At 47.9% G+C, this 25,978-nt stretch carries 19 protein-coding genes; 6 read left to right on the forward strand and 13 right to left on the reverse strand.

Annotation, left to right across the window (positions count from 1 at the left end; translation table 11 throughout):
* The first annotated feature begins 13 nt into the window (after window positions 1-13).
* Window positions 14-916: a heme o synthase gene (gene cyoE, locus CF168_RS20180; RefSeq protein WP_089068794.1), complete on the forward strand. Its 903-nt coding sequence runs from the start codon at window positions 14-16 to the stop codon at window positions 914-916.
* A gap of 54 nt (window positions 917-970) precedes the next feature.
* Window positions 971-1,600: an SCO family protein gene (locus CF168_RS20185; protein WP_161629207.1), complete on the forward strand. Its 630-nt coding sequence runs from the start codon at window positions 971-973 to the stop codon at window positions 1,598-1,600.
* A 14-nt stretch (window positions 1,601-1,614) separates the two neighbouring features.
* Here the strand turns inward: CF168_RS20185 and CF168_RS20190 are convergent, their stop codons facing one another.
* Window positions 1,615-2,661 carry a polysaccharide deacetylase family protein gene (locus tag CF168_RS20190; protein WP_089068795.1) on the reverse strand — a complete coding sequence of 349 codons (1,047 nt, stop codon included), beginning with the start codon at window positions 2,659-2,661 and terminating at the stop codon, window positions 1,615-1,617.
* 21 nt (window positions 2,662-2,682) lie between these two features.
* Here CF168_RS20190 and CF168_RS20195 point away from each other — a divergent pair, with 21 nt between their 5' ends.
* Window positions 2,683-4,050 carry an MATE family efflux transporter gene (locus CF168_RS20195; RefSeq protein WP_089069013.1) on the forward strand — a complete coding sequence of 456 codons (1,368 nt, stop codon included), beginning with the start codon at window positions 2,683-2,685 and terminating at the stop codon, window positions 4,048-4,050.
* Between the two features lie 77 nt (window positions 4,051-4,127).
* Window positions 4,128-6,065, forward strand: coding sequence for an alpha/beta hydrolase family protein (locus tag CF168_RS20200; RefSeq protein WP_089068796.1), 1,938 nt, complete (start codon window positions 4,128-4,130; stop codon window positions 6,063-6,065).
* A 64-nt stretch (window positions 6,066-6,129) separates the two neighbouring features.
* Here CF168_RS20200 and nfuA read toward each other — a convergent pair whose 3' ends face one another.
* The 7 genes from nfuA to CF168_RS20235 all read right to left on the reverse strand — a co-directional run bounded on the left by nfuA (window position 6,130) and on the right by CF168_RS20235 (window position 13,314).
* Window positions 6,130-6,708 (reverse strand): Fe-S biogenesis protein NfuA, encoded by a 579-nt coding sequence (nfuA, locus tag CF168_RS20205; RefSeq protein ID WP_089068797.1) that lies wholly within the window; start codon window positions 6,706-6,708, stop codon window positions 6,130-6,132.
* Window positions 6,709-6,935: 227 nt separating this feature from the next.
* Window positions 6,936-8,684 carry a urocanate reductase gene (gene urdA, locus CF168_RS20210; RefSeq protein WP_089068798.1) on the reverse strand — a complete coding sequence of 583 codons (1,749 nt, stop codon included), beginning with the start codon at window positions 8,682-8,684 and terminating at the stop codon, window positions 6,936-6,938.
* Between the two features lie 93 nt (window positions 8,685-8,777).
* Window positions 8,778-9,542 carry an outer membrane protein OmpK gene (locus CF168_RS20215; protein ID WP_089068799.1) on the reverse strand — a complete coding sequence of 255 codons (765 nt, stop codon included), beginning with the start codon at window positions 9,540-9,542 and terminating at the stop codon, window positions 8,778-8,780.
* A gap of 157 nt (window positions 9,543-9,699) precedes the next feature.
* Window positions 9,700-10,944: a sensor histidine kinase gene (locus tag CF168_RS20220; RefSeq protein ID WP_089068800.1), complete on the reverse strand. Its 1,245-nt coding sequence runs from the start codon at window positions 10,942-10,944 to the stop codon at window positions 9,700-9,702.
* Window positions 10,931-11,608: a response regulator transcription factor gene (locus tag CF168_RS20225; RefSeq protein WP_089068801.1), complete on the reverse strand. Its 678-nt coding sequence runs from the start codon at window positions 11,606-11,608 to the stop codon at window positions 10,931-10,933. The genes CF168_RS20220 and CF168_RS20225 overlap by 14 nt, the downstream gene beginning before the upstream one ends.
* Window positions 11,609-11,610: 2 nt before the next feature.
* Window positions 11,611-12,357 carry a helix-turn-helix transcriptional regulator gene (locus CF168_RS20230; protein WP_089068802.1) on the reverse strand — a complete coding sequence of 249 codons (747 nt, stop codon included), beginning with the start codon at window positions 12,355-12,357 and terminating at the stop codon, window positions 11,611-11,613.
* 168 nt (window positions 12,358-12,525) lie between these two features.
* Window positions 12,526-13,314, reverse strand: coding sequence for a ComF family protein (locus CF168_RS20235; RefSeq protein WP_167373674.1), 789 nt, complete (start codon window positions 13,312-13,314; stop codon window positions 12,526-12,528).
* Window positions 13,315-13,339: 25 nt separating this feature from the next.
* Here CF168_RS20235 and bioH point away from each other — a divergent pair, with 25 nt between their 5' ends.
* Together bioH and CF168_RS20245 are read left to right on the forward strand one after the other, a co-directional pair.
* Window positions 13,340-14,134 carry a pimeloyl-ACP methyl ester esterase BioH gene (gene bioH / locus CF168_RS20240; RefSeq protein WP_089068803.1) on the forward strand — a complete coding sequence of 265 codons (795 nt, stop codon included), beginning with the start codon at window positions 13,340-13,342 and terminating at the stop codon, window positions 14,132-14,134.
* A gap of 61 nt (window positions 14,135-14,195) precedes the next feature.
* Window positions 14,196-14,750 (forward strand): hypothetical protein, encoded by a 555-nt coding sequence (locus CF168_RS20245; protein ID WP_089068804.1) that lies wholly within the window; start codon window positions 14,196-14,198, stop codon window positions 14,748-14,750.
* Window positions 14,751-14,816: 66 nt separating this feature from the next.
* Here the strand turns inward: CF168_RS20245 and CF168_RS20250 are convergent, their stop codons facing one another.
* The 5 genes from CF168_RS20250 to CF168_RS20270 form a co-directional block, all read right to left on the reverse strand.
* On the reverse strand, window positions 14,817-16,781 hold the full coding sequence (locus tag CF168_RS20250) for an LTA synthase family protein (protein ID WP_089068805.1): 1,965 nt from the start codon (window positions 16,779-16,781) through the stop codon (window positions 14,817-14,819).
* A gap of 217 nt (window positions 16,782-16,998) precedes the next feature.
* Entirely contained in the window at window positions 16,999-19,338 is a 2,340-nt protein-coding gene (locus tag CF168_RS20255) for a Tex family protein (RefSeq protein ID WP_089068806.1), read from the reverse strand.
* Between the two features lie 129 nt (window positions 19,339-19,467).
* On the reverse strand, window positions 19,468-19,971 hold the full coding sequence (greB, locus tag CF168_RS20260) for a transcription elongation factor GreB (RefSeq protein ID WP_011624531.1): 504 nt from the start codon (window positions 19,969-19,971) through the stop codon (window positions 19,468-19,470).
* A 58-nt stretch (window positions 19,972-20,029) separates the two neighbouring features.
* On the reverse strand, window positions 20,030-20,974 hold the full coding sequence (locus CF168_RS20265) for a diguanylate cyclase (RefSeq protein ID WP_086902458.1): 945 nt from the start codon (window positions 20,972-20,974) through the stop codon (window positions 20,030-20,032).
* Window positions 20,974-25,857, reverse strand: coding sequence for a PAS domain S-box protein (locus tag CF168_RS20270; RefSeq protein ID WP_089068807.1), 4,884 nt, complete (start codon window positions 25,855-25,857; stop codon window positions 20,974-20,976). The genes CF168_RS20265 and CF168_RS20270 overlap by 1 nt, the downstream gene beginning before the upstream one ends.
* Window positions 25,858-25,978: the final 121 nt, after the last annotated feature.

Below are 25,978 nucleotides of genomic sequence, written 5' to 3' on the forward strand. Positions count from 1 at the left end.
CGGGGGATTTATCATGGCAAAACCACTCTCTATCAGCAGTCACCCCAGTGTCCATTTGGCTTGGCGTGCCTATTTCGAGATGACCAAACCTAAAGTAGTGGCTTTAATGCTGCTCACCGTCTTAGTCGGCATGTGTTTAGCCATGCCTACCATACTGCCAGTCAAACCCTTAGTGGCAGGTTTGCTCGGCATCGCCATGATGGCGGGATCGGCCGCCGCTTTAAACCATCTGATTGATAGGCGAATCGACGGCATGATGGCACGCACTTATAACCGTCCGCTGCCCAAGGGCCGAGTCTCGGCGACGAGGGCGTTGTTGTTCGCGGCACTCTTAGGCAGCCTAGGTTTTGTGATCCTCTATGTTTTTACTAATCCGCTCACCGCTTGGCTGACCTTTGCCAGCTTGATTGGTTACGCCTTGATTTATACCGCCTATTTAAAACGGGCCACACCACAAAACATTGTCATTGGCGGTTTAGCGGGCGCGATGCCGCCGCTCTTGGGCTGGACGGCGGTAACGAATCAATTCCATGGTCATGCGCTATTGCTCGTCATCATCATATTCCTGTGGACGCCGCCGCATTTTTGGGCACTGGCGATTCACAGACGCGCAGAATATGCCAAAGTGGATATTCCCATGCTGCCCGTGACCCATGGGGTAGAATTTACTAAGACCTGTATCTTGCTCTATACGATTTTACTGGCGATAGCTTGTCTATTGCCCGTGTTAGTCGGGATGAGTGGACCGCTCTACTTTGTGTGCTCAAGTTTGCTCAGCACGGGATTTATTTATAAAGCGTGGCAATTAAAGTATCAGGATTGCGAAGGGCTGGCGATGCAGGTATTTCGTTTTTCGATTTATCATTTAATGTTGTTATTCATGGCATTACTGCTCGACCACTATCTTTGGGCTTAATGTGCAACGAGCAATAGGGCGAGCATGGTCAAAGGACAAAATATGCAAGCAAGAATCTCCAACAAAATCTTAGTGATAGCGATTCTGTTAATAGGATTGGGTGGACTATTTGCAGTGAAGTTCAATCCACCTAAGCCCGTTGAGCTAGAGAGTGGTTTTTTGTTTCCTGAGGCGTTCGAGCTAGCGCCCTTTGAGCTTGTAGATCAACAGCAGAAACCCTTTACTAATGCCAATTTGAAGGATCAATGGAGCCTATTCTTTATCGGCTTTACCTATTGTCCCGATGTCTGTCCGACCACCTTAAACAAGCTCGCCGCCGCCTATCCTGAGCTGAAAAAAATTGCCCCCATTCAAATCGTGTTTTTATCCGTAGATCCGAAGCGGGACACCCCAGAGAAACTCCTCACCTATGTGAATTTCTTTAATCCTGAGTTTAAGGCGGTGACGGGTGAACAAACCCAAATATTCCCCCTCACCCGCAGCCTAGGGCTCACCTATGCCATGGTCGGCGAAGGGGATAATTATCAAGTCGATCATAGTGCTGGCTATGTACTGGTTTCTCCCCAAGGCACGCGGGTCGCGGTGTTTAAACCCACGGCAGCCTTAGGTAAAGCCCCTCAAGTACTCAACCAAGCCTTGATCAGCGATTTCGATAAAATCGTCAAAAGCTACAAACCTAAATAGCCGCCGCTGACGTGTTACTCTTTAACCCAAGTGCCGTCGTCTTTGGGTCTCACCCATGCCTGCGAAAACCAGTAATAGCCGTTGCGCGTCTTGCTTGGCGCCGTGCAATTGTAGCGCGAGCGACCCGCTGGCAGGGCTAAATCGGCTTGAATACTAAATTCATTGTCACTGCTCCAAGTGGGTGTTTTAGCGCCTTGCCCTTGGATATAACACATGACTTGTTTGGCCGAAATATCGCTCATATCCAGCTTAACCTTAAGCTCTGGGCGCCAATGCCCGCCCTTCAGTTCAGGATCGCTAGGCGTTTGCTCAAGCACTGGCATATTGAGGCTGTATAACTTGGCTTTTAGGCTCTTTAGATCCGCATATTGTCCCGCCACAGGGAAGCGCGGCAGCGCCGTGAGTGGCGAGTACGGCCCCGCCGCACCAGACTGCTGGCCAAAGGCAACGAAGCCATTTTCGGTCAACATATCCTGAATCGCCTGATTGTATTCGCCATAGGGATAGGCCAGCATTTTAAAGTTCTGCCCCGTCGCCTCACGAATCGCGTTTTCGGTGTCCTGAATATTGGCTTTAATTCGCGCTAGCCATTGGCTTGGGGATTCATTGTCAAGTTTGCGGATCAGATGCTCATGGGCCCAGCTGTGGTTAGCAATGTCGGCTCCTTCCTTGGAGAGCTTAATCAGATCTTCCCAGGTCATCATCTCGGTAAACTTTTGTTTAATCGGCTCAATCGCCACAAATAGGGTGTAGGGAAAACCAAATTCCTTTAGGATAGGGTGCGCTGTGGTCGCAATGCTGCGATAACCATCATCGAAGGTGATCGCCACCGTTTTTGCGGGTAAATCTTGCTTGTTTTTGATCGCCTCAACCACTTGGGATAAGGGAATAACCTTAAAACCATCGTCCGCCAGAAACTGCATTTGCTCACGAAATTGTGCAGGCGTGACGCTCGTCGCCGCCGGCGTGGTTTCTGACACATGGTGATACTGTAAAATGACCACAGCATGGGCCGAGAAAGTCATCAGCCCTAAGAGTGCCAATAACGCACGTTTAACCATAATGTGAATACCTCTGAATCAATGACTACCGCAAAATCCACCGCACTCGCGCTCCTGTTGAATGGCACCAAGAATCGCCAGCTGCTCGCGCTTGCCCTGCCGATGATCCTCTCCAATATCACGGTTCCGCTGTTAGGATTAGTCGATACGGCTGTCATCGGGCATTTAAGTGACGCCTATTATTTAGGGGGCGTTGCACTCGGGTCAACGATTATCACATTAATCATTTGGTTATTAGGCTTTTTACGGATGGCGACCACGGGATTGGTCGCACAGGCCTATGGCGCAAATGATGTTAACGCCCAATTAAAATTGCTGGTCCAAGGCGCCATGTTGGCGACAGGGTTGGGTATCGCGGTGATCCTATTGCAGATCCCGATACTGAATTTAGCGCTTAGCCTCTCCGAGGCGAGTGTCGAGGTGGAGCGTTATTGCCGAGAATATTTTCAAGTCCGAGTCTGGTCGACGCCATTCGCCCTGCTCAATTTAGTTATGCTCGGCTGGCTCCTTGGCAGACAACAACCCAAGGCGGCCATGTGGCAGCTTATCTTCGCCAACTTAGCCAACATTATCCTCGATGTACTGTTTGTAATAGGATTTGGCTGGGACGTTAAAGGAGCGGCATTCGCCTCAGTATGTGCGGATATCACCGCCTTTAGCGTTGCGCTCTACATGGTATTACAACAGCTTAAGCTGTCGTCTCAATTCACATTTGACCACTTGCGTGTCCATCTAACTTTTGGCGGTTACGGCAAACTGCTTAAACTCAATACCGATATTTTTATCCGCAGCCTATGCCTGCAAACCGCCTTCGCTTTTATGACCTTTCACGGCGCAGGCCTTGGGGATAATACGGTCGCAGCCAATGCGGTGTTATTGAATTTACTGTTATTAATCGCCTACGCCCTCGATGGCATTGCCTATTATGCCGAGGCGGAAGTGGGCAAAGCCTACGGACAAAAACGCACTCAACCACTGCGCGAAGCAGTACTCCTCGCTTGGTGTTGGTCCGCCATCTCTGCATTGGGTTTCAGTCTGATATTTTATCTTTTCGGCGACCGTATCATCGGGCTGCTAACCAATATTGATGAGGTGAGAACCACAGCGCAAATTTATCTGCCTTGGCTGATATTACTGCCGCTTTGGTCTTTTAGTTCCTATCTGTTTGATGGAGTTTATATTGGCGCAGCGCAGGGCAAAGTGATGCGTAACAGTATGATTATCGCCACATTTGGCGCCTTCTTCCCAACATGGTATTTGCTGCAATCGCTGTTGCCTTCCGAACAAGCTAACCATGCACTATGGGCGGCCATGACGGCCTTTATGCTAACGCGCAGCCTCACCCTAGCGACACATTACCGCTTTAGCAAGGCATTTATTCTTAATTAGTTCTGTAAAGACAGTAGCTTACTTAATGTTATCCCATTAAGATACGCGCCATTATTGTAATGAAATTGTGATGCGCTATGAAAAGGATTTTACCTTTGTTACTCCTGTGGCTAAGTCTGCCACTGCTTGCTCAAACCGTTCCTCAGCTACCCGTCGAGGCCTTTGCCAGTATTCCCGATGTCAGCTCAGTCCAACTGTCGCCCGATGGTAAAAAAATTGCCTCTATCGTTCGGGTAGACCAGCCCAAACTTAAGGGTACCGTTGTCAGCATCCTCGATTTAGAAACAGGTGCAAAAGACGTTGCAGTTCATACCGATAATCAGAAGTTTGTCCTGCTGTCATTACAGTGGGCAAATGACACTACTTTGCTGATTAGCGCTAAGTTTCCGGCAAACCGCTACGGCACACCAACGACCGAAACTCGCTTGGTAAAGTACGATTTAACCACACGAAAAACGACGAGTGTTCTTGCCCGCAGTGTTGTGGAGCGACTCAGTTGGATCCCCCAACATCAGGGACAGATTATCGATATGATGCCGGATGATCCCGATCATATCTTGCTCTCCCTCGATGGTATGGGCGAAGCAGTGGGAGAAGATAGCGTGCTTAGAGTCAATCTCTCTCAGGGAAAATCCGCCTTTATTCAAAACGCTAAGCGTAAAGTCATCGGTTGGATTGCCGACAGGCAGCACAAGATCCGAATTTCCATCTATAACGATGACACTGAGTACCGAATCTACGAACAGCCCGAACAAAAAACCGAGTCTCGCTTACTTTGGACCTTTAAAGCCTTCTCTGAAGACAGTATCTGGCCACTGGGGTTTGATGCAGACCCAAATATTCTGTACGTACGCGCCTATCACCAAGGATTTGAAGCCATTTTTAAGGTGAATTTGACTGATCCTAAGCTCAGCAAAGAGTTGGTGTACGCCAACGAAAATACCGATGTCGAAGGCGACCTCATCTATTCAGAATTAAAGAAAAAAGTCATTGGGATCAGTGAGGGCGATGGCGAAGAGTATACCTTCTGGGATCCTGAATATGCGGGCCTACAAAATGGGCTGAAAGCGGTATTACCCAATGCGCACAACTTCATCACCCAATTTAGCGCCAATGAACGCCGCTATATTGTCTACTCCACCAGCTCAACTCAGCCAGGCACCTATTACTTTGGTGATCGGGATGAAAAGGCACTGTTTCCAATAGCCGAGAGATATAGCCAGCTCAGCAGCGAACAACTCGCCGACACTCAATATCTGAGCTACGAAGCGCGGGATAAACTCAAAATCGATGCTTACCTTACTGTGCCTAAAGGCCTTGAGGCGAAAAACTTACCAACCATCATCTTCCCCCACGGCGGCCCCATTAGTTACGACAGTAATGACTTTGATTACTGGGCACAGTTTTTTGCTAACCGAGGCTACGCAGTATTTCGAATGAACTTTAGGGGCTCAGCTGGCTACGGCTATGAGTTTATGAAAGCCGGCCTAAAAAGCTGGGGACTCGAAATGCAAAACGATGTGGAAGATGGCACGCGTTACCTAATTAATCAAGGGATTAGCGATCCACAACGTATCTGTATTGTCGGCGCGAGTTATGGTGGTTATGCAGCGCTGATGGGCGCGGCGATGACCCCCGACCTATACCGCTGTGCGGTCAGTGTGGCTGGCGTAACAGACGTGGCTTACTTAGTAAAATCCAGTCGCCGTTTTACCAATTATGAAGTCGTTAAAGAACAAATTGGCGATGACTTTAGCGCCCTCTATGAACGCTCACCCGTCAGTAAGGCCGATAAAATCACTATCCCAGTATTACTATTGCATGGCGACAAGGACCGAGTGGTCAAGGTGCAACATAGCCGCGAAATGTTCGACGAACTGAAATCACGTAAGAAAAACGTCGAATATATTGAGCTTGAAAATGGTGACCATTATTTAAGTAACAATGACCACAGGTTAACCACGTTCAAAGCACTGGATAAGTTTTTAGCCGACAATCTGAAAACCCAGTTGTAGCATCAAAGCCAAATATAAAAAACGCGACTCAAGGTCGCGTTTTTTAATTCAGCTCAACACAAACTTAAGCGTAAGAGTGCTCACCATGTTGATGATCGGTTACGTCACGTACACCAGACAACTCGCCTGGGAACATATCCAATAGTTGCTTCTCGATACCATCTTTTAAAGTGATATCCACTTGCGAACAACCGTTACAACCGCCGCCGAACTGCAATACCGCAACGCCTTCGCTAGTGATCTCAACCAACATAATGTTGCCGCCATGGCTTGCCAGTTGTGGGTTGATTTCAGATTGGATCACGTACTCAACACGCTCAGCCAATGGCGCATCGGAAGCGACTTTACGCATTTTCGCGTTAGGCGCCTTCAGGGTTAATTGCGAACCTAATTGATCGGTCACGAAATCGATTGAAGCTTCTTCTAAGAAAGGCGCACTCTTTTCGTCTACCATAGCGCTAAAACCATTGAATTCTAATTCAATATCATCGCTTTCAACGGCGTCAGGTGGGCAGTAAGACACGCCACACTCGGCTTGTGCGGTACCAGGACTAATCACAAATACACGAATATGAGTGCCTTCAGGTTGATCTGCTAACAACTTTACAAAATGGGCTTGAGCCGCATCGGAAATCGTAATCATGGAAACCAGCTCCGTCAGGGGATACCTGAGTGTTTTAGTAAGAATTAGGCGTATGATACTCCTAGTCACTCACGCTTTGTAGTCCCTAGGGTAGCAAGTTCTGGAATTTTGCAAAATCCATCACGCTTTCAGGCTCAGATAAAGGGCTCAAATAAATGAGTAAAATATCCTTCTTTCAAGGCAAAAAAGCGACCGAAAGGCCGCTTTTACTTGCAACAAACCATACTCTACTTAGCGGCTTCTTGGCCTGCAATACGACCAAACACAATAATATCTGTGTACGCATTACCACCTAGTCGGTTTGTACCGTGGGTTAAGCCTGTCACTTCACCTGCGGCAAACAAACCAGGAATAATATTTCCTTTTTCATCTAGCACACGAGTGTGAGTATCAACCACAAGTCCCCCCATAGTGTGGTGCACAGAAGGAGTCGCTTTTAAAATCCAATATGGTCCTTTGCTTAAATCGACTAAACCAGAGCGATGGTTAAAGGCTTCATCCTTGCCAGTCGCGGCATAATGATTGACGTCTTTAATCGTTGCTAATAGCTTATCTTCAGGAATATTAAATACTTTAGCGGCTTCCTCTAAGGTATCAACCTTGTACATTAGCCCATCTTTGGTAAATTCTTTCAGTTCGCCTTGGTGCATTTCAACCGTATGGGCAACGTCCTCGATAGCTTGATTCCATAACACATAGGTATAACGTCCTGGCTGTGCCAGTATGGCCTGTGAAATCACATCTCGGCGGTCCAGTTCTTCCACAAAACGCTCACCATTCTGGTTAATTAGCACAGCTCCGAAAAAACGTGCATCGGCAATCAGCGCAATCGCACCTGATGTAGGGCTACAAATAGGGTATGACTGGATATAGCCCATGTTTTTAGCAGCCGCGTGAATCTTCTCCGCCATAACAATCCCATCACCAGTACCACCTGAATGTCCCGTACTGCCGTAGCGTTCATCTAACTCAGGGTTGTATTTCTTACGCATTTCCATATTTGATGAGAAGCCACCAGTGGCAACAATCACACCGCGTTTAGCATGATAAGTGATGGTTTTACCATTGTGAGTCGCCTCGACGCCAACAACCCGCCCCGTTTGATCTTGAAGTAATCGCTCCGCTTTGGTGTTGGTATGAATGGGTAAACCAACTTCTTCAGCTTTAATAGAAAACTTACTGATCACTTCAGCACCGGTGTGGCCTTTAGGGATTAAAGCCCGTTTAACGCTATGTCCACCAAACTGGAATAATTGGTCGGGATAAAACTCAACTTTTACATAATCCCTTAACCACTCTGCGGCCTCGACGGCATTGTCTGCCATGGTCTTCACCATTTCAGGATCGCCCTTAAAATCCCCACCTTTTAAGGTATCGCTGATAAACAACTCTTTGCTATCAGTTATACCCATGTTTTTCTGTACCCAGCTTCCGGCCACATTCATCTCAGCGCCAGAAATCAATGAGTTACCACCAACGATCGGCATTTTTTCAATAATAACAGCCGTTCGACCTGCAGCCATAGCCTCTAAGCCCGCACTAAATCCAGCCCCACCCGAACCAATCACCACAACGTCATAGGTATATTCGGTCGGTGTCACAGCTTCCGTTTTTTTTGCGGCAGCAACTGCTGCCAATGTGACGCCTGCGGCTTCGATACTTTTACTGACGGCTTCTTTAAGTGCATTCGATGTCACTGTCGCCCCAGTAATACCGTCAACATCGACAGAGTTGTTATCAATAATCGCTTGCTTCACATCACGAAATACTGCTCCCGCAAGAACTTTATTTTCCTTTTGCTTGAGTACATCAATCGCAACGATATGACCGTCTTTAAATGTGGTTTCAACCTGCACTTCGCCATGCTTACCTTGAGCCGTGCCTTGGCTTTTGACTATTTGATGTGTCACTTGACAACCCGCGACCACAATGAGTGCAGTAATAGCAAGACCTATGATGGATTGTTTATAATGCATTACAGTCCCTCTGTATTAAATGTATAGAAATTTTAAAATCAACATGAATTATAAGTAATATACTTATTTAAAATATTTAGTAGCTTATTTTATTCAAAACTGATAACCGACAGACACACCATATTCAATTCCATCATTATATTGTGCCCCCCAACTGTCATAATGGGTAAGATGCAGTTTGGTGTATATTGAATCAGTCAAACTCGTCTGCAACGTAGTTATAATTTGGTGACCATAACTTTCATAAGAAAATAGTTCCTGATGCGCCTTATCCCGATCAATCTGAGCCTCGTAATTTAGATTAAGGCTATGTTTAGCCCCTAATAGTTCAAATGGATATTTTGCATTTACAACAAGTGCGTAGCCGGATAAATCGTTAAACTTCTCTGATGTAGGAGAGAAATTGCCAAAGGTATAATTAAAGCCAACACCATAATTTAATGATAGAGACTTGAATTTTGTATTATGTGTTAAACCTAGATAAAGATTGTCTTCGACTAAGGTTTCACTAGCTGATATAAAGTTTTGCGTCCAAAAATTGAAGTTAGATTCACCTAGCTGATTTTCTAGTATCATTAATGACTTAAGTGTTGTTTTCCCATCCTTATTTTTCTGATTCTCGGCCAGTTCTGCAGGGTTTTCTAATTTTATATTCGCAAAATAGGTCCCCCAATCAGCAATCCCTAAATGATTTAATTTAACAAATGGTTGATTAAATACCCCTGGGTTATCATCTTTTGTACTCTCGGTATAAAACTTATAACCCAGATCTACACTAGTTTTAGTAACATCGGCATAGGCTGAAGCACTAATGAAAATTGTGCTTAATAAAGCGGACACCATACTTTTATTCAACATAAATCCTCCTCACCATAAAAATGATTTTTTAGTAGAGAAACCATTTAATGATATTTTTACTACAATCAAGTAAAAGGCTATGTGATCTATGATTTAAAAGTTTTTTGATTTGGAAATGTGTGTGGTTTTACGCAGTAAAACTACACTTTAAATATACTTATTTTATTTCTAACCTTGATATAAACAGATTATTTTCTGATGATATTTCAAAAATCCACCCTAATTGTTGCGCTAACCGCCTGACCAACAGTAAACCTAGCCCAAAACCACTATTGCCTTGTCCACTATACGAGTTAACTATCTCTATTGAATGTCCACTTTGAGTGATATGTATATTAGCACCACCATGCTCCATGCTATTTCTTAACAAATTACTGATAACAATTCGTAGCGGATGCAGCGGTACTAATAATCGTGTGCTATCTGTCACTAACTGTATATTTCGATCTAGTCCATGCACTCGTTTTTGCTCCTCAACAATATTAAAAAGCAAGGGATAGATAGCTACTACCTCCTTTTCCATAACAACGCATTCTTTATTCGTTAGCCAGAGTAATGTTTCAATAAGTGACTTCATTTGCCCTGTTGCTTGAGAAGCATTTAGAGTTGCACCAGTGAGTTCTCCTTGTTGCAGGGTAAGAATTTCAAATGATGACTGGCATATCGCAACGGGTGTACGCAACTCATGGCTAGCAAAGCGTAAAAAATTTAACTCTCGCTGCTGAGCTTCCTGGAGTTGTAATATCGAGTTATCTAAGGCATCAACAATTGCCCTTAACTCAGCATATTCCTGTTCGGGTAACCTTAATTTTTTCCCACCAATCCAATCATGCTGCTTTATTGCATGGCTAATCTGACGAATAGGTGTGATCACTTTACTTTGCATATAAAAAGCAAGACCAGCACTCGCAGAAAAAGTAATTAGTATCAAAAGTAAAATTGCCGTCATATTTTTGGGTGCAAATTGTAAATCATGAGTTACATTGATATGCAACCAAATATAGAGAGCTATATTATCTTTCGTGTAATACACACTTAATGCATCAACATAGGGGCCTTCAGCATGCTCATATACAATCTTATTAGTATCAGAGAGGGCTTTATTATTAGTCAGTGCCCGAATGTTCGAGGGGAGCTCATGCCAATTAGCATAGACGGTAAGATTATCCGTTTTTAGAATGGGTTGTTTAACTGAAGGTTTATGCGACTGAGTGCTTTCGGCTAATTCTAATATTAATTCAGCAGATTGCCCCGCATTATGAACCGTGATTTTATGCATCGAAATCATCCCGGCACACATCATGCAAAGAGGGATAAAGCTATTAACCGCTAATGTGATTAATAGGAAAATAACACCCCATACTTGGTAGCTTCGCTTAAGGCTAAGCTTAGGAACTTGCATCAGTGACATCTCTAAGACTTAATCCAACCCCACGAATCGTATGCAACAATTGGTGTTCGAAGGGCTTATCGAGCACTCTACGTAGAAGATGAACATGGCTGCGTAGGCTATCACTATCCGGAATACTATCAGGCCAAATCAATCGCTCAATTTCTTCTCGACTGACCGTTTCTGGGCTGCGCCGCGCTAATAACGCTAAGATCTGCCAACCCGTTTTAGATAACGTAAGCAATAGTCCTTGGCGATAAACCAGATGATTCCCAAAATCTATTTCGAGATCACCGATGGTGAGACGTTGAGGTGCAGGTCGACGCTGGGCGACCACTTTTAGTCGTGCAACCAACTCTTCCATCGCAAAAGGCTTTACTAGGTAATCGTCAGCCCCAACCGCAAACCCACTCAAACGTTCTTTAAGGCTACTGCGTGCAGTTAACATAATCACGGGTGAAGTAATGCACTGTGCTTTCCACCGTTCACACGCTTTTATTCCATCACCGTCCGGTAAATTAAGATCCAGGATAATAGCGTCAAATTGTTGCCGGCTAATGAGCATATCTGCTTGGGCTAAATTAAATGCGTAATCACACTCAATGCCACTTAACTCAAGATATTGAATGATGTTACTTGATAACAGCCGATTATCCTCAACCAGTAATATCAACATATTTAAATCAACTCATATTGGTGCGCCAAATGAACCAAGTTTGCCCTATTAGCTGCACCAAATTTTTTCCGCATGGTTTCCATATGATATTCAACTCCTCTAACACTTATCGGGAGCTGAGTAGAAATTTCATCGTTTTGCAAACCATTTGCAACCATTTGCAAAATATCTCTGGCATTTTCTTTTATCAGGGGACTTTGTAAAAATGGATTGAATTGGGGTTTGTTGAATTCAAATAGTTTGTGTTGCGCATCCTTTAACGTATCTGCTAATCCGTCTAACATTAGGTCTGAATTATTTCGGTGACTCAGTAGTATAAAACGACCAGTCCAACGACATTGGTTGTGACACGCAATAGGCCAACTCAGGACAGTCTGAATATTGTGCTTATTAAACAGTACGCTTGCCTTATTGTTTTTTTCACTTATAAATTTATATGCGTAGGGTTTTGATGTGTCGAGTGAAAAACCAAAATTAGCATCACTAGCGGCCACTTGATTTAAATAAAAGCGCTGTAATTGAGCAACCACAGGTGAAGAAGCTACGCTAGCGATCGGTTTACGCAATGCCGTTGGGGAAAATAAACTGGTATCTTTCGGAAAATGATAGTTTTCATAAGCACAGTGTGGGATCCCCTGAAACCAAAAACCACTAAAACCGTGCAGTTTCAATGAAGCACTAATTTCCTGAATAACGTCTTGTAACGTCGATACCCTATTTGCATTTGATAGAGCCTGTTTAGCTTCCATAAATACCCCCAAACCAAATAATAAAGGAAGGTATCTCAATACAAATAATAAACAAAACCTATTGATACATATACTTACATCTGATCCCAAAAATAAAACTTATTTTTTATTTGTCGTTTTTTTGACATTGTTTTGACGTAAGCAAAGGTAAAATGCATTGCCGCTTGCCTACTCCTCAAACGCTTCCAATAAACCCGGTGCTTCGGCTCTGGCGAGGCACCATATTTGTACTTGTATATATCGCGCCTCGAACAAGCGGGCGATTTCTGCCACAGTGGTCCCCGTGGTGACCACATCGTCCACCAGCGCTATCCGTTGATAGGCAAAATCTGCGTTTAACTCAAAAGCATCCTGTAGATTTCGCCGTCGCTGTGCGCCATTGAGTCCGGCTTGTGGGCGGGTATCCTGCCGCCGAATTAATCCGTCATTGACGAGTGGCAGCGAGAGCTGCTTCGATAATTCATGGGCAATTAACCATGCTTGATTAAATCCACGTTGGCGCAGCCGATTCGGATGTAAAGGGACTGGCACTATGGCCTGCGGTAGAGTGATTAAGTCTTGTTGTTCGAGCTGACCAATGCGCGCCACTAAGGCTTGGCACAATATGGGTAAAGCGGCGAGTTGCCCCTGATATTTAATGGCCGCTATCCAAGGGCCAAAGCCTTGATGATAACTGCAAGGTGCGATGACTTTTCGCGGTTGATGCCTTAGGCACTCACCGCAATATTCGAGTTCAAGCGGCATGGATTTTCCACAACCTAAACAAATTGGGCTGTGATATAAGCCCGTTTGCAGGCATATCTGGCAAAATCCGGCTTCCTTTGCATTGAGGGATTGGTGGCACAGTAAGCAGCGGTTAGGTAAACTGCCCGCCAAGTAACGCTGCCCCAAATGCGAAACTATGCGTAACAGCTTCGCCCCCTGTTGCGACCAAGTCCATTTGCTATCGCCCGACATACAACTTCCTATTAGAGGTATTTTAGTGAACTCTGCGACGCCAGCCCATCATTCCCAACTGCATATCGACACCCGAGGCCAAGGGCCGGATCTGGTCATGCTCCATGGTTGGGGTGTTAATAGCGCCGTTTTCACGCCGCTCTATGAGCAGCTTTCTGAGTATAGAGTCCACTATGTCGATCTGCCGGGCTTTGGCCTAAGTCAGCCAATCGCGGGCGATTTATCGACTTGGGTGGATGCGCTAATTCATGCCTTACCCGCCAATGCGATTTGGGCCGGCTGGTCACTGGGTGGCTTAGTGGCAACTCAAGCCGCCATAAGCTATCCATCCCATGTCAGAGGATTAATGACTATCGCCTCCTCGCCCTGTTTTATGGCAAGGGAGGAAGAAGCATGGCCCGGCATTCCACCGCAGGTGCTCAGCATGTTTGGCGAGCAGCTTGGGCAAAATTTACCGAAGACAATTGAGCGCTTTTTAGCGATTCAGGCCATGGGCAGCGAAACAGCCAAAGACGATATCAAGCAGCTGCGGGATTTAGTGCTAGCACGCCCGCTACCCGATGCAGCGGCCTTAACTCAAGGTTTGGATATGTTGAATCAAATCGATCTTAGGCCACAGCTGTCGGCGATACAGCAACCTTGGCTGCGGATCTGGGGTCGACTCGATGGACTCGTGCCCAAACGCGTTCAACCTCAAATGCCCACCGCCAGTCACATCACTGATGTCATGCTTGCCAAGGCATCCCACGCACCGTTTGTGTCCCACAGGGAAGAATTCTTGCAGGCAATCACACCTTGGCTGGCGCAATTCAAGGACTAGTGCTTTATCTTTGTGCAATAAGTGGCTAGTATTTAACCATCAAGGCCACAAGGAATTTTTCATGCTGCTTGTCAGTAACTACCCCCAAGTTCCGATAGCGACGACCAATGTCGCGACGGACTCGGCTCGGGTCGACAATCAGCTCAAGCCCGTCGTTATTCCGCCACAGGCCGCGACTAAGGGCCATGAAGAGCGCGCCTTTAATCCGCAAAATGAGCGTACCGCCGATCAAACTCAGCAACAGGCACGTTTGCTCGAGCAAAATCAGCAACAAGTTCAAGACAAACAGCAACAGCAGCAGTCTTCACAGCAGCAGAGCCAGCAACAGCAAGAGAAACAAGCGCCCATAGTTGCTGCCGATCGTGCTCAGCCTAAAACCCTTAAAGTGCCAGTGCGCGGCCCAGCGGCGCTGCAGCGTAAGGATATTCGGTTAAAGGTCGGCCAAAATACTCCCCGCCCCGCCAATACCACGGCGAAAACCACGACTGCGGCCGCGCGTCAGCCGATGCAAGGGGAATCCCCTCAGTTTTATCAACAGGTTGGCCAGCGTATTGGACAATATTATGCGCAGCAAACTCAGCCAGAAGCCGAACCAGCTATGTCAGCTTGGATTTAAAATCTGCTGGTTTAAGGATAAGTTTAAAAATAAAAATGCCGCTAATCAGCGGCATTTTTCATTCGGTTATTTACCCGAGCGATACAGCTCTTGCTGGTAGGCTAGGCTGCCCCACAGCGCCCAACCTAAGGCCTTTTTCTCCAGCGCCTGCGCCGCTGGGGCATAAGGCGTTAAGTGCTCGGTCTTTTCATCGTACTGGAAGCCCTGCGCTGCTTTTTCTGGCTGCAGGATAACCACATCTTTACCTTCCATCAGGGCAAAGTTTTTATCGTATTGCATTAGCGCACGTCCCGGCCAATCATCGCTGACCTGAGTTAAGTCACGACCAAGCATAGGATAAGAGTCTGAAATACCAATCAAAGATAACAGGGTTGGCGGCAAGTCGATTTGACTCACAATACGGTGATCGCGTTTTGGCGCAACATTATCCCCAATGATTAACCCCGGAATACGGAAGCGCGATACTGGCACCAAATCGGCACCACCAACGCGGCTATCGTGGTCGGCGACCACGATAAAAATAGTGTCCTTCCAGTAGTCGGCATTTTTCGCCAATTTGAAGAACTCACCAATCGCATAATCGGCATATTTGGCCGCGTTATTGCGAGTTTGCTTAGGTTGTTCATACAGTTCAATACGGCCATCGGGGAATTCGAATGGGTCGTGGTTACTCGAGCTAAACACCAAGCTAAAGAATGGCTTACCCTCACTGTGAAGACGCTCGAACTCACTATTCGCCTTACGCATTAAATCTTCGTCGGATGCGCCCCACGAGCCAACAAAGGCCGGAGACTTATAATCCTTCTGGTCGATAATGTCGCTAAATCCATTACCGAGGAAGAAACTTCGCATATTGTCGAAATGGCTCTCACCACCGTAGATAAATTGGGTGGTATAACCGTGGTTCTTCAGCAATTCGGCGAGGGTGAAAAAGCCCGTCTGGCTCTTACCGAGTTTTACCACGGCGCGGGCCGGTGTTGGCGTAAAACCTGTGGTGACCGCTTCGATTCCGCGCACTGAACGTGTGCCAGTGGCGTAAAGATTATCGAAATACCAGCCTTCCTGTGAGAGCGCATCGATATTCGGCGTTAAGGGCATACCGCCTAAGCTCCCCACAAAGCGGGCGCCTAAGCTTTCCTGTAACAGGATGACTAAGTTTTTCGGTTTACCACTGTAGCTGGCCTGGTTAAAGCTCAATGAAGGGATATCGCTCGAGGTAAAGGCACTCTCGGGGCGACCACTCTCTTGTCTAATGGTCTTGATGATCTCATCTCTATCTAATGAGCCATATACCTTAGAGGCGTCTTCTTCGCTGCCCATTTGCTTGATTGCAAACACTAACGAATAAGCAGAGTTAATCACGAGGGAGTTCACTAATGGATCGTCGGCAAATGCCACCATCGCTGGGTTGATTGGACGATGGCCTAAGGTTGAGCGCGCACCCAATAGGGTCACGACGATCACCAAGACAGCTAGCACCGGACGCCAATACCAACGTGGGAAACGCAGATTTTTAGTTAACTTACCGCTGAGTATCCAACCGCCCCACAGCGTCGCTAGGGTAAGCAGCACAGAGAAAATCAGCTCCAGTTTGCGTCCCGCCCACAGCATCGACAGCACTTCTTTGGGGTAAATCAAATACTCCACATACAAGCGGTTCGGACGAATGCCGTATTCCTCAATAAAGGCTGGCGTTGAAACCTCAAGGAACACAATGGCCCACAGACCTAAGGTTAGCCATAGGCGCAGCACCCATTGCCAAATGCGGCCAAGCAGGTGTTCACCCGAAAACAACGCCGTACCTAAGGCGGCGACGCCCCATAACCAACACAGGGTTGCGATATCGACACGAATACCTTGTAGTAGCAGATGCGACCAACCGTCAACAGCGGCCACACGTTCGCCCTGCCACAGACCTAAGCCGATACGGCTTGCCGTAGCAATAGCGAGTACTAACAGACTGAAAACAAGAATGACGCGAAATGGCCCATGGGCGGACTGGCGTCCACGAGCGGATGAACCTGACTGCATGTATAACCCCAAAACATTAAACTTCCACTCAGCTTTGGAGTGTCAATTTGAAAAAAATCGGTGAAAAAGTTGTGGTATGACAACCGATTTTGCTTAACGTTGCATTAAATGCCGACTTTATATTACCTAGGACAGCATATATGCAACAATTTTGTGGCTAACGAGTAAAAAATGTCGACTCGAACACAGGTGTGTATCCGAGTCGACCTGAGTCAGATTACTTTTTCAGCTTTGCGAAGGCGTCGGCAAAGGCATTGCCCATGGCCGCATTGACGGGTGCCGCTTTTGGCGCAGGACGCGAAGACTTATGCTGGGCATTGCCCTTATGAGCCTGTGGCTTACCTTGAGATGGGCCGCGTGTTTGAGCCTTGCTCTGATCGATAGCCTCATCCAGACGCATACTCAAACCGATACGACGACGCTCGACATCGACCTCCATCACCTTCACTTTCACTACATCACCCGCTTTGACCACTGTATGGGGATCGGTAATAAATTTGTCGGTTAATGACGAGATATGCACTAAACCATCTTGATGCACACCGATATCCACAAAGGCGCCAAAGTTAGTCACGTTGGTGACAACGCCTTCGAGGATCATCTCTGGTTTCAGATCCTTAAGCTCCTCAACCCCATCCTTAAACTTGGCGGTTTTAAACTCACCACGCGGGTCACGACCCGGTTTATCCAGCTCGCTGAGGATGTCGGTCACTGTCGGTAAACCAAACTCAGGGGTCGTAAACTCCTGCGGCTTGATATTGCGTAGCAGCTCAGAATTACCGATAAGGCTCGCCAACTCCACTTGCTTGGTCTTAGCAATGGTTTCGACCAGCGCATAGGCTTCGGGGTGAACTGCCGACATATCCAATGGATTGTCGCCATCACGGATCCGCAAAAAGCCCGCGGCTTGTTCAAAGGCTTTAGGGCCCAAGCGCGGCACTTTCAGCAGTTCTTTACGGTTTTTGAAGGCGCCGTTGGCATCGCGGTAGTCGACCAGGTTTTTCGCTAAGGTTTTGTTTAACCCTGCCACCTGCGACAGCAAAGGCACTGACGCCATGTTTAAATCCACACCCACACCGTTTACGCAGTCTTCGACCACGGCTTCGAGCGAGCTAGACAGCTGGCTTTGGCTTACATCGTGCTGGTATTGACCCACACCGATGGATTTAGGCTCAATCTTCACCAGTTCCGCTAAGGGATCCTGTAGACGGCGAGCAATCGAAACGGCGCCACGAATAGACACATCCAGCTCAGGGAACTCAAGCGCGGCGAGTTCTGAGGCGGAATACACGGAAGCACCCGCTTCACTCACCATCACCTTGGTCAGTTGCGGTTGGCTATCCTTAAGGCTGGCAATCAACTCACCCGCTAACTTGTCAGTTTCGCGTGATGCAGTGCCGTTACCAATCGCGATTAATTCCACCTTATGCATTTGCGCTAAGTTGGCTAAGGTACGAATCGACTTATCCCACAAATTCTGTGGCGCATGGGGGAAAATAGTCGTATGTGCGACCAGCTTACCCGTGTTATCTACCACGGCCACTTTAACGCCCGTGCGTAGACCCGGGTCTAGACCCATAGTCGCCTTAGCGCCCGCTGGTGCGGCCATAAGTAAGTCGCCTAAGTTGCGGGCAAACACTTTAATGGCTTCTGCTTCGGCGCGCTCACGCATTTGCGAGATAAACTCGGTTTCCATCTGCAGTGCAATTTTAATCCGCCATGTGGCGGTCACAACGGTCTTAAGCCATTGGTCAACACTGCTATCGCCGAGTTTTAGGCCTAAGTGCTCGCTAATGATCACTTCACAGTAACTGCCCTGACCCGCTTCGGCAGCAGGATCGGCATTCATGGATAGGGAGAGGAAACCCTCATTGCGGCCACGCAACATCGCCAAGGCACGGTGTGATGGCACTTTCGCCAGAGGTTCGCTGTGCTCGAAATAGTCGCGAAACTTAGCGCCCTCCTTCTCTTTGCCGGCGATAACACGGCTCTCTAACACACTGTTTTGGCTCAGGTGTTCACGAACTTTACGCAGTAATTCCGCATCTTCGGCGTAACGTTCCATCAGAATATAACGAGCGCCTTCCAGTACGGCTTTGGTATCGGCAAAGCCCGCTTCGAGATTCAGATAACCCGCAGCCAATGCTTCGATATCGGCATTACGGTCCGCCAGTAAAGCTTCAACAAGCGGCTCTAATCCCGCTTCAATCGCAATTTGGCCCTTAGTACGGCGCTTAGGCTTGAAGGGAAGGTACAGATCTTCGAGACGGGTCTTGCTGTCGGCGCCTTCAATTTCCCTTTGCAATTCAGGCGTTAACTTACCCTGGGTTTGAATGCTGGATAAAATGACCTGACGTCTGTCATTCAGCTCGCGCAAATAACCTAAACGAGTGTGCAGCGTACGTAACTGGGTGTCATCTAAGCCCCCAGTCGCTTCTTTACGGTAACGGGCAACGAAGGGAACGGTAGCACCATTGTCGAGCAAATCTATGGTGGCAGTGACTTGATGCTCCTGAACATTCAGTTCCTGAGCAATAATTTGGGCAATAGTCTGCATAAATAAAGTATCGTGCCTAACGGTTTGATTGATCCTAATTGCGCCCAAGATACCACAGGCGCAGTCGTTATTTCATATGATGCTCTCGATTTCAGCATGAAAATCGACGAGAGTTTGATCTACTAAAGGTTATTCTGGCTCGCCCTCGAGCGGCGTCTCGAATGGGGTATAGCGGATGTCGTTGATATACCATTCCTTTGGACCCGAGGGGGTTTGCACGACCACTTCATCATCGACCTGTTTGCCGATCAGTGCCCGCGCCATGGGAGAGTCTATGGTGATATAGCCCAGTTTAGTGTCGAGCTCATCCTTGCCGACAATACGATAACGCACGCGCTCGCCCGCTTCGTTTTCAAGCTCGAACCAAGCGCCAAAGTAAATTTTGCCTTCTTGTTGGGGAGAATAATCGACGATTTTAAGTTCTTCGAGGCGTTTGACTAAGTATCTGACACGGCTATCGATTTGGCGTAAAAGCCTTTTATTGTAAGTGTAATCCGCGTTTTCACTTCGGTCGCCCTGGGCGGCGGCCTCTTGCACTTTAAGCGTGATCTGCGGACGATATTCCTTCCACAGGTATTTCAATTCTTTATCTAAGGTCATCCAGCCTTGGCGGGTGATCAAATGCGCTTTCATAACTCACTATCCACGGGTTTAACCATGCCGAGTAGCCTTACTCGACACACAAACTAGACTATTGCGCCGGTTCGATATCGACACCAACCACTTGATTACGGCCATGATGCTTCGCCAGATAGAGTTGTTGATCCGCCACTTCGACGAGCGACTCCCAACTTAAATCGGCTAAGGGTTGAATCGTCGCAATACCAGCACTCACAGTGACTTCGCCAAAATCTGAACCCAAATTCTCTATGTGCAAGGCTTGCACCGCATCCACCATCGCCTGCGCGAGGCGCATGGCGCCAGATAACTTAGCCTCAGGCAGGATACAGATAAACTCCTCGCCACCATAGCGCGCAATAAGATCGTTGGGGCGTTTTAACATGCCCTTAGCGGCATCGGCAACCAGCCGTAAACATTGGTCACCTTCTTGATGACCATAGCGGTCGTTATAACGCTTAAAAAAGTCCACATCCAGCATGATAACGGATAAGTAGGCTTGATTCCGACAGCAAAAGCGCCAGATTTCGGGTAAGCGCTGCTCAAACTGACGGCGATTAGCGACCCCAGTCAAACTGTCGAGTAAAGCGATAGAGTGCAATACATCGGATTGGCGCTTCAGCTGATATTGGTTCTTGACCCGCGCGCTGGTGATGATGGGGTTAATCGGTTTGTGAATAAAATCCACTGCGCCGAGTTGGAAACCCTTCACCTCTTCAACCTCATCAAAATGGGCGGTAATAAAGATCACCCCGATATTAGCTGTGGTGGGTTCGGCCTTCAGTTGTTGGCAGACCTCGTAACCCGACATTCCCGGCATTTCGATGTCTAACAACACCAGATCGGGCTGCATCTTTTGGCATACCTGCAAAGCCTGCTCGCCGCTCGTCGCCATGAACATTTCATATTCTTCATGGAAAAGTTGATGCAAGATTTTGATATTCAAAGGCTGATCATCCACGATCAAAATCTTGCCCTTTACGGCCTGCTGGGTCGCCATGAGTTCACTTATATACACTACACATCCTCCAACATCATCGCCCGCAAAGTCTCCAAAGCCTGTGTAAATGCGAGTGATTGAACCAGTCCATTGAGTTCAGCCCATTGCGGGTGCTGTGATAGCGGTTTTGCGAGTTTGTCGACTAAATTCACGGCTTCTAAATTATTTTCCTGTAAGAGAGCAGCCAAGGTATCCAGCTCGGGGCGCACACTCTGCATATCCACGGCGGTACCGTTTACAGGTTCAATCGATTGAGGCTGTTTGAGCTGCCCCTTAGGTAAAAAGCCTGCAAGCTGTTCAATACTTTGATGTATTAAGGACTCCAGTGTATCCGTCCAGCGTTTTATTTCCAGCAGCTCGAGGCCTTCTTGTTTAAATTGTTTTTCTAAAAACGCCGCATGAACGGCTAAACGCCGCGCGCCAAAGTTGCTGGCAATGCCTTTAATCGCATGGCTGATCGCAGCTGTGGTGGCGTAATCAAAGGTTTTGGTAGATTGCTTGAACAAGCTAAGCTGCTTGGTCATTTCGGGGGCAAAACTGCTCGCCATTTTTTCGAAAAACACTTGGTTGCCACCAAAACGGCGCAGGATCAAACGAATATCGTCGAGCAGGGTTTCGCCCTCGAGATTGTGTTGAGAGTCGAGATGCGCAGACTCATGCTGCTCGAGGGATGTCACATCACGCCCCACTAGACGCAGAATATTCGGCAACAGCAGCTGCATATCGATAGGCTTACCGACGTGGGCATTCATCCCCGCCTCGAGGCATTCTTGTTTATCGGTTTGCGAGGCATTGGCCGTCATCGCGAGGATAGGCAACTGGGCGAATCGACCATCGGCACGGATCCGCCGCGTCGCCTCTAACCCATCGATGTCGGGCATTTGCACATCCATAATCACGGCATCGTATAAATCACCGCTTTCGAGTACCTGTGCCACCCCTTCCACACCGCCACCTGCGAGCACAACGGTGGCGCCTTCATAACTCAACAGCTCCTCAATCACCTCACGGTTTAATTGATTGTCCTCAACCACTAACAGAGTGAGCCCCGCTAACAGACGCTGTGAGCGCGGCTTAGGATTCGAGTCCATGGTCTTGCCTTCGATGGCATTGAGCACGGCTTCAACCAACACTTGCGAGGTGACAGGTTTAGTTAAGAAGTTGACGAAGGGAACGTTGTTAATGTGCTGACTCTCGGCAATCACTTCATGGCCGTAGGCCGTCAACATCACCACCAGCGGGGTATAACTGCCGGTTCCGGCGTTTTTCAGCATTTCAGCGGTTTGTAGACCGTCGATATCCGGCATACGCCAATCCATTAGCACCACATCAAACTGCTGTCCGGCTGCATTGGCCTGTTTTACCTTTTCAATGGCCTGATAACCGCCAGAAGCGGTTTCAACCAGACAGCCATAGTCGCTGAGGATTTTCGATAAGATCTCGGTCGTGATTTGATTATCGTCGACCACCAGAATGCGATATTGGCTCAAATCGGCGCGGGCGCGGGCTTCAACCTCCATCACTTGGAAGGTCAAATCGAACCAGAAGCGACTACCAACCCCGACTTTACTGGTGACTTGCAGTTGTCCGCCCATTAACTCGACAAGACGTTTACTGATAGCCAGCCCAAGTCCCGTGCCCCCAAAACGGCGTGAGGTTGAGGATTCAGCCTGCTCAAACCCAGTGAAAATCCGCTCAATTTGCTCTTCGCTGATGCCAATACCACTATCGACAATCGAAAACTGCACAGTGACGGTATCGGCCTCATGGCGAATACATTCTAGGCCGACAATCACTTGCCCGTGAGGGGTAAACTTGAGTGCGTTGCCCGCGAGGTTGATCAGAATTTGCTGCAGCCTTAATTGATCGGCCAGCAGCCAAGGAGGCAACGCCGCGTCGAGATCGAACATCACTTCCACATCGGTATTGTTGTGGCTCGCCGATAACACCACAGCCAGATCCCGCATCAATAACTCAATCGAGCAAGGGTGTGGATCGAGTTTTAATTTGCCCGCATCGATTTTTGAGAAGTCTAAAATATCGTTAAGCAGCCCTAACAATGACTTAGCCGCCGTTTGCGCCTTGTTCACATAGCCCTGCTGCTGCACCGAGAGCGAGGTATATTGCATCAACTGCAACATCCCCAACACCGCATTCATGGGGGTACGGATTTCGTGGCTCATATTGGCTAGGAACGCCGACTTAGCGGCATTGGCGTTATCCGCCTCCAGCTTGGCACTCCTTAAATTCGCCTCAATCTGCCGCTGGGCGGTAATATCGATGTTGATCCCAATCACTCGGATCACATTCCCTTGCCTGTCGCGCTCAATTTGGGCACCCGCCTGCACATAGCGCACCGCACCATCCGTGGTTAACACGCGGAAAATTGGATGATAAGGTTCATCATACTCAACCGCGCGGTTAAGCTTTTCTTCGGCCTCTTCAACGTCATCGGGATGGACACGCATCCGCCAATGTTCATAGCTAAGACCTTGCTGTTTAAGGCTTTCAGGCTGGTCATACATGGCAAACATGCGGTCGTTCCACTGCAACGAGTTATCGAGCAGGTTCCAGGTCCAAATCCCCAGTTTAGCCACTTCCGCCGCCTTACTGAGGTGATTACTCGCCGTGAGTAAGGCCTCTTGCTGGGCGACAATTTGCGAAATATCCACACCAATCCCAAGGTAACCTAGGATTTCACCGTCATTACCACGCATCGCGGTTACTGACAGTGAGATTGGTAACTGGCTACCATCCTTACGCACATAGGTCCAAGTACGAGTCTCGGAGCCCTCTTCCCGCGCCTTGTGGACAAAGGTGTCAAAACCTTGAATTTTTTGGCCGTATTCAACAGAAAGCTCGGTGGCGCGGGCGGCAATTTCATCGGCAATATGGAAAGGTGCTGGGGTGGTTTTGCCTATGACCTCTTCGGCGGAATACCCTAACATGCGCTCGGCACCGCGGTTGAAGATAGTGATAATGCCCTGTGGATCGGCGGCAATTATGGTCATTTCGGAGGCCGCATCCAGCACATTGGTCAGCAGAGTCGCTATCCGATTTTTTTCGAGCTGTGCTAATTTACGCTCGGTAATATCGGTTTGCAGCGCGACAAAACGTTCCACTTTGCCACGCTCATCGAAGACTGGGCCAATCACAGTATCGAACCATTTCAGCTGCTGATCTTTCCCTTGGTTACAGATTTCCCCATGCCAAGATTTACCGGCCTTAATCTGTTGCCACATCCGCTGCCAAAACGCGGCATCGTGCTCGCCAGATTTCAGCACTGAGTGGGTTTGACCTATTAACTCCTCCCGCGCGTAGCCACTGATCAGACAGAAGTGCTCATTCACATCTAAAATCACCCCGTCTAAGTCGGTGACCGAGTAATGTAGCTGCTGGTTGATGGTATCGAGCAGTGCCTGATTCTCGAGTAAAGCCTGCTGCAGAGCATGGGTACGCTTGGTCACCTGTCGTTCAAGGCTAGCGTTAAGGTTGAGAATATGTCGCTCGGCATCCTGCTGGGCCGTGATATCCCGAATGGTTTGACTCAAACCCACTATGTCGCCATGTTCGTCGTAAATCGGTAAGGTAGTGGTCGAGGTCGACAGGTTGCTGCCATCGGCGCGTTGATGGCGCGATACTCGATTGAGTACCGTCTTGCCGGTCAACACATCGGCCATAAGAGCCTGTTCCTCCAGCACTATGCTGGGTGGAATAATCAATTCGCTACTGGGTAAGCCCAGCGCCTGCTGCTCTGTGTAACCAAAGAGTCGTTCAGCACCTTGGTTCCAACTGGTTATATTGCCAGCGAGGTCATAACTGATAATGCCGTCGAGGGAATGCTCCAACATGCTGGCGCGGCGCGCTTGCTCGGCTAACACTTGCTGTTTACGTTGCAAGGTTAAGGACCACATAGCAATCAACGCCGCCAGCAACACACTGAACAAGCTGCCACTGAGCAACACTAAGCTGGGTTTATTGAGATGTAATGACTTGATAAAACCTGGATAGGCCATTACCTCAAACTGCCAATGCCTACCAAAAATCGTCTTATTTAACTTGTAGCTGTAATCCGATAGCGGGCTTAAATCATTGGCGTGGGTTTCGAAGAAATTGATCGGCTGCTTATCGTCCGTCACGTCGCTTAACATCAGCTTGGTCATTTTCTGATTCAGCGATAATCCCGTTAAAATTTCGGTCGTCACCAGCGGCGCATAACTCCAACCAAACCCTTGGGCCAATCGCTCTTCCGGAGTTGGAGGGACAATACCCGTTCGGTAAACAGGTAATAAAATTAAGAAGGATTGCAGCGGCTTACCCGTGGCCTGCACTAAGGTAATCGGCGCGGAAATTTGCACTTCTCCCGACAGCATGGCGCGATCGGCGGCCTCTTTTCTGTGGGCCTCTGAGGCGATATCTAAACCAACCGCCGCCTTATTGCGCTCGAGCGGTTCAATATATTCAATAAGATACTTCTCCCCCTCGTTGGGGTTGAGCTGACGAACATGGTAGTCAGGCCAATCGACCGCCTTTACCCGCGCTAAAAACTGCGCTTCGTTTTCTTTGGAGACCCGCCGAATAAAGCCAAATCCGCGTGCGCCGGGAAACTCCTCATCCACATCCCGCGTCAGACTATAGTTTTGAAACATGGGGCGGCTGATATGGTCTTCACCCGCCGTGAGGATCATGCCTCGGGCGCCCCTCAAGCCATATTGGTAGAGGGCAATCCTATTGGTGACATTCTCACTAATCTGCTGCGCGCTCGCTTCGAGCGCCAAAGAAATGGTTTGCGAATTGATACGACTCACCTGCCAAGCGAGCACGGCACTAAAAAAAAGTCCCACGAGCAAGACGAAAAATCCCCACTTGGAGGCTTGCTTGTAACTCATCGACAGGGTCATATACACCTAATAATTGATAATCATAGAGTTATGATTCTGGACTAATCAAAATACTTTTGCCATAAAGCTGATAAGTTAACTCAACAAATGCATCAAAAGTAGCTAATGCCAATTTAGTTAC

It is taken from the genome of Shewanella bicestrii, from assembly GCF_002216875.1.
GTDB lineage: Bacteria > Pseudomonadota > Gammaproteobacteria > Enterobacterales > Shewanellaceae > Shewanella > Shewanella seohaensis.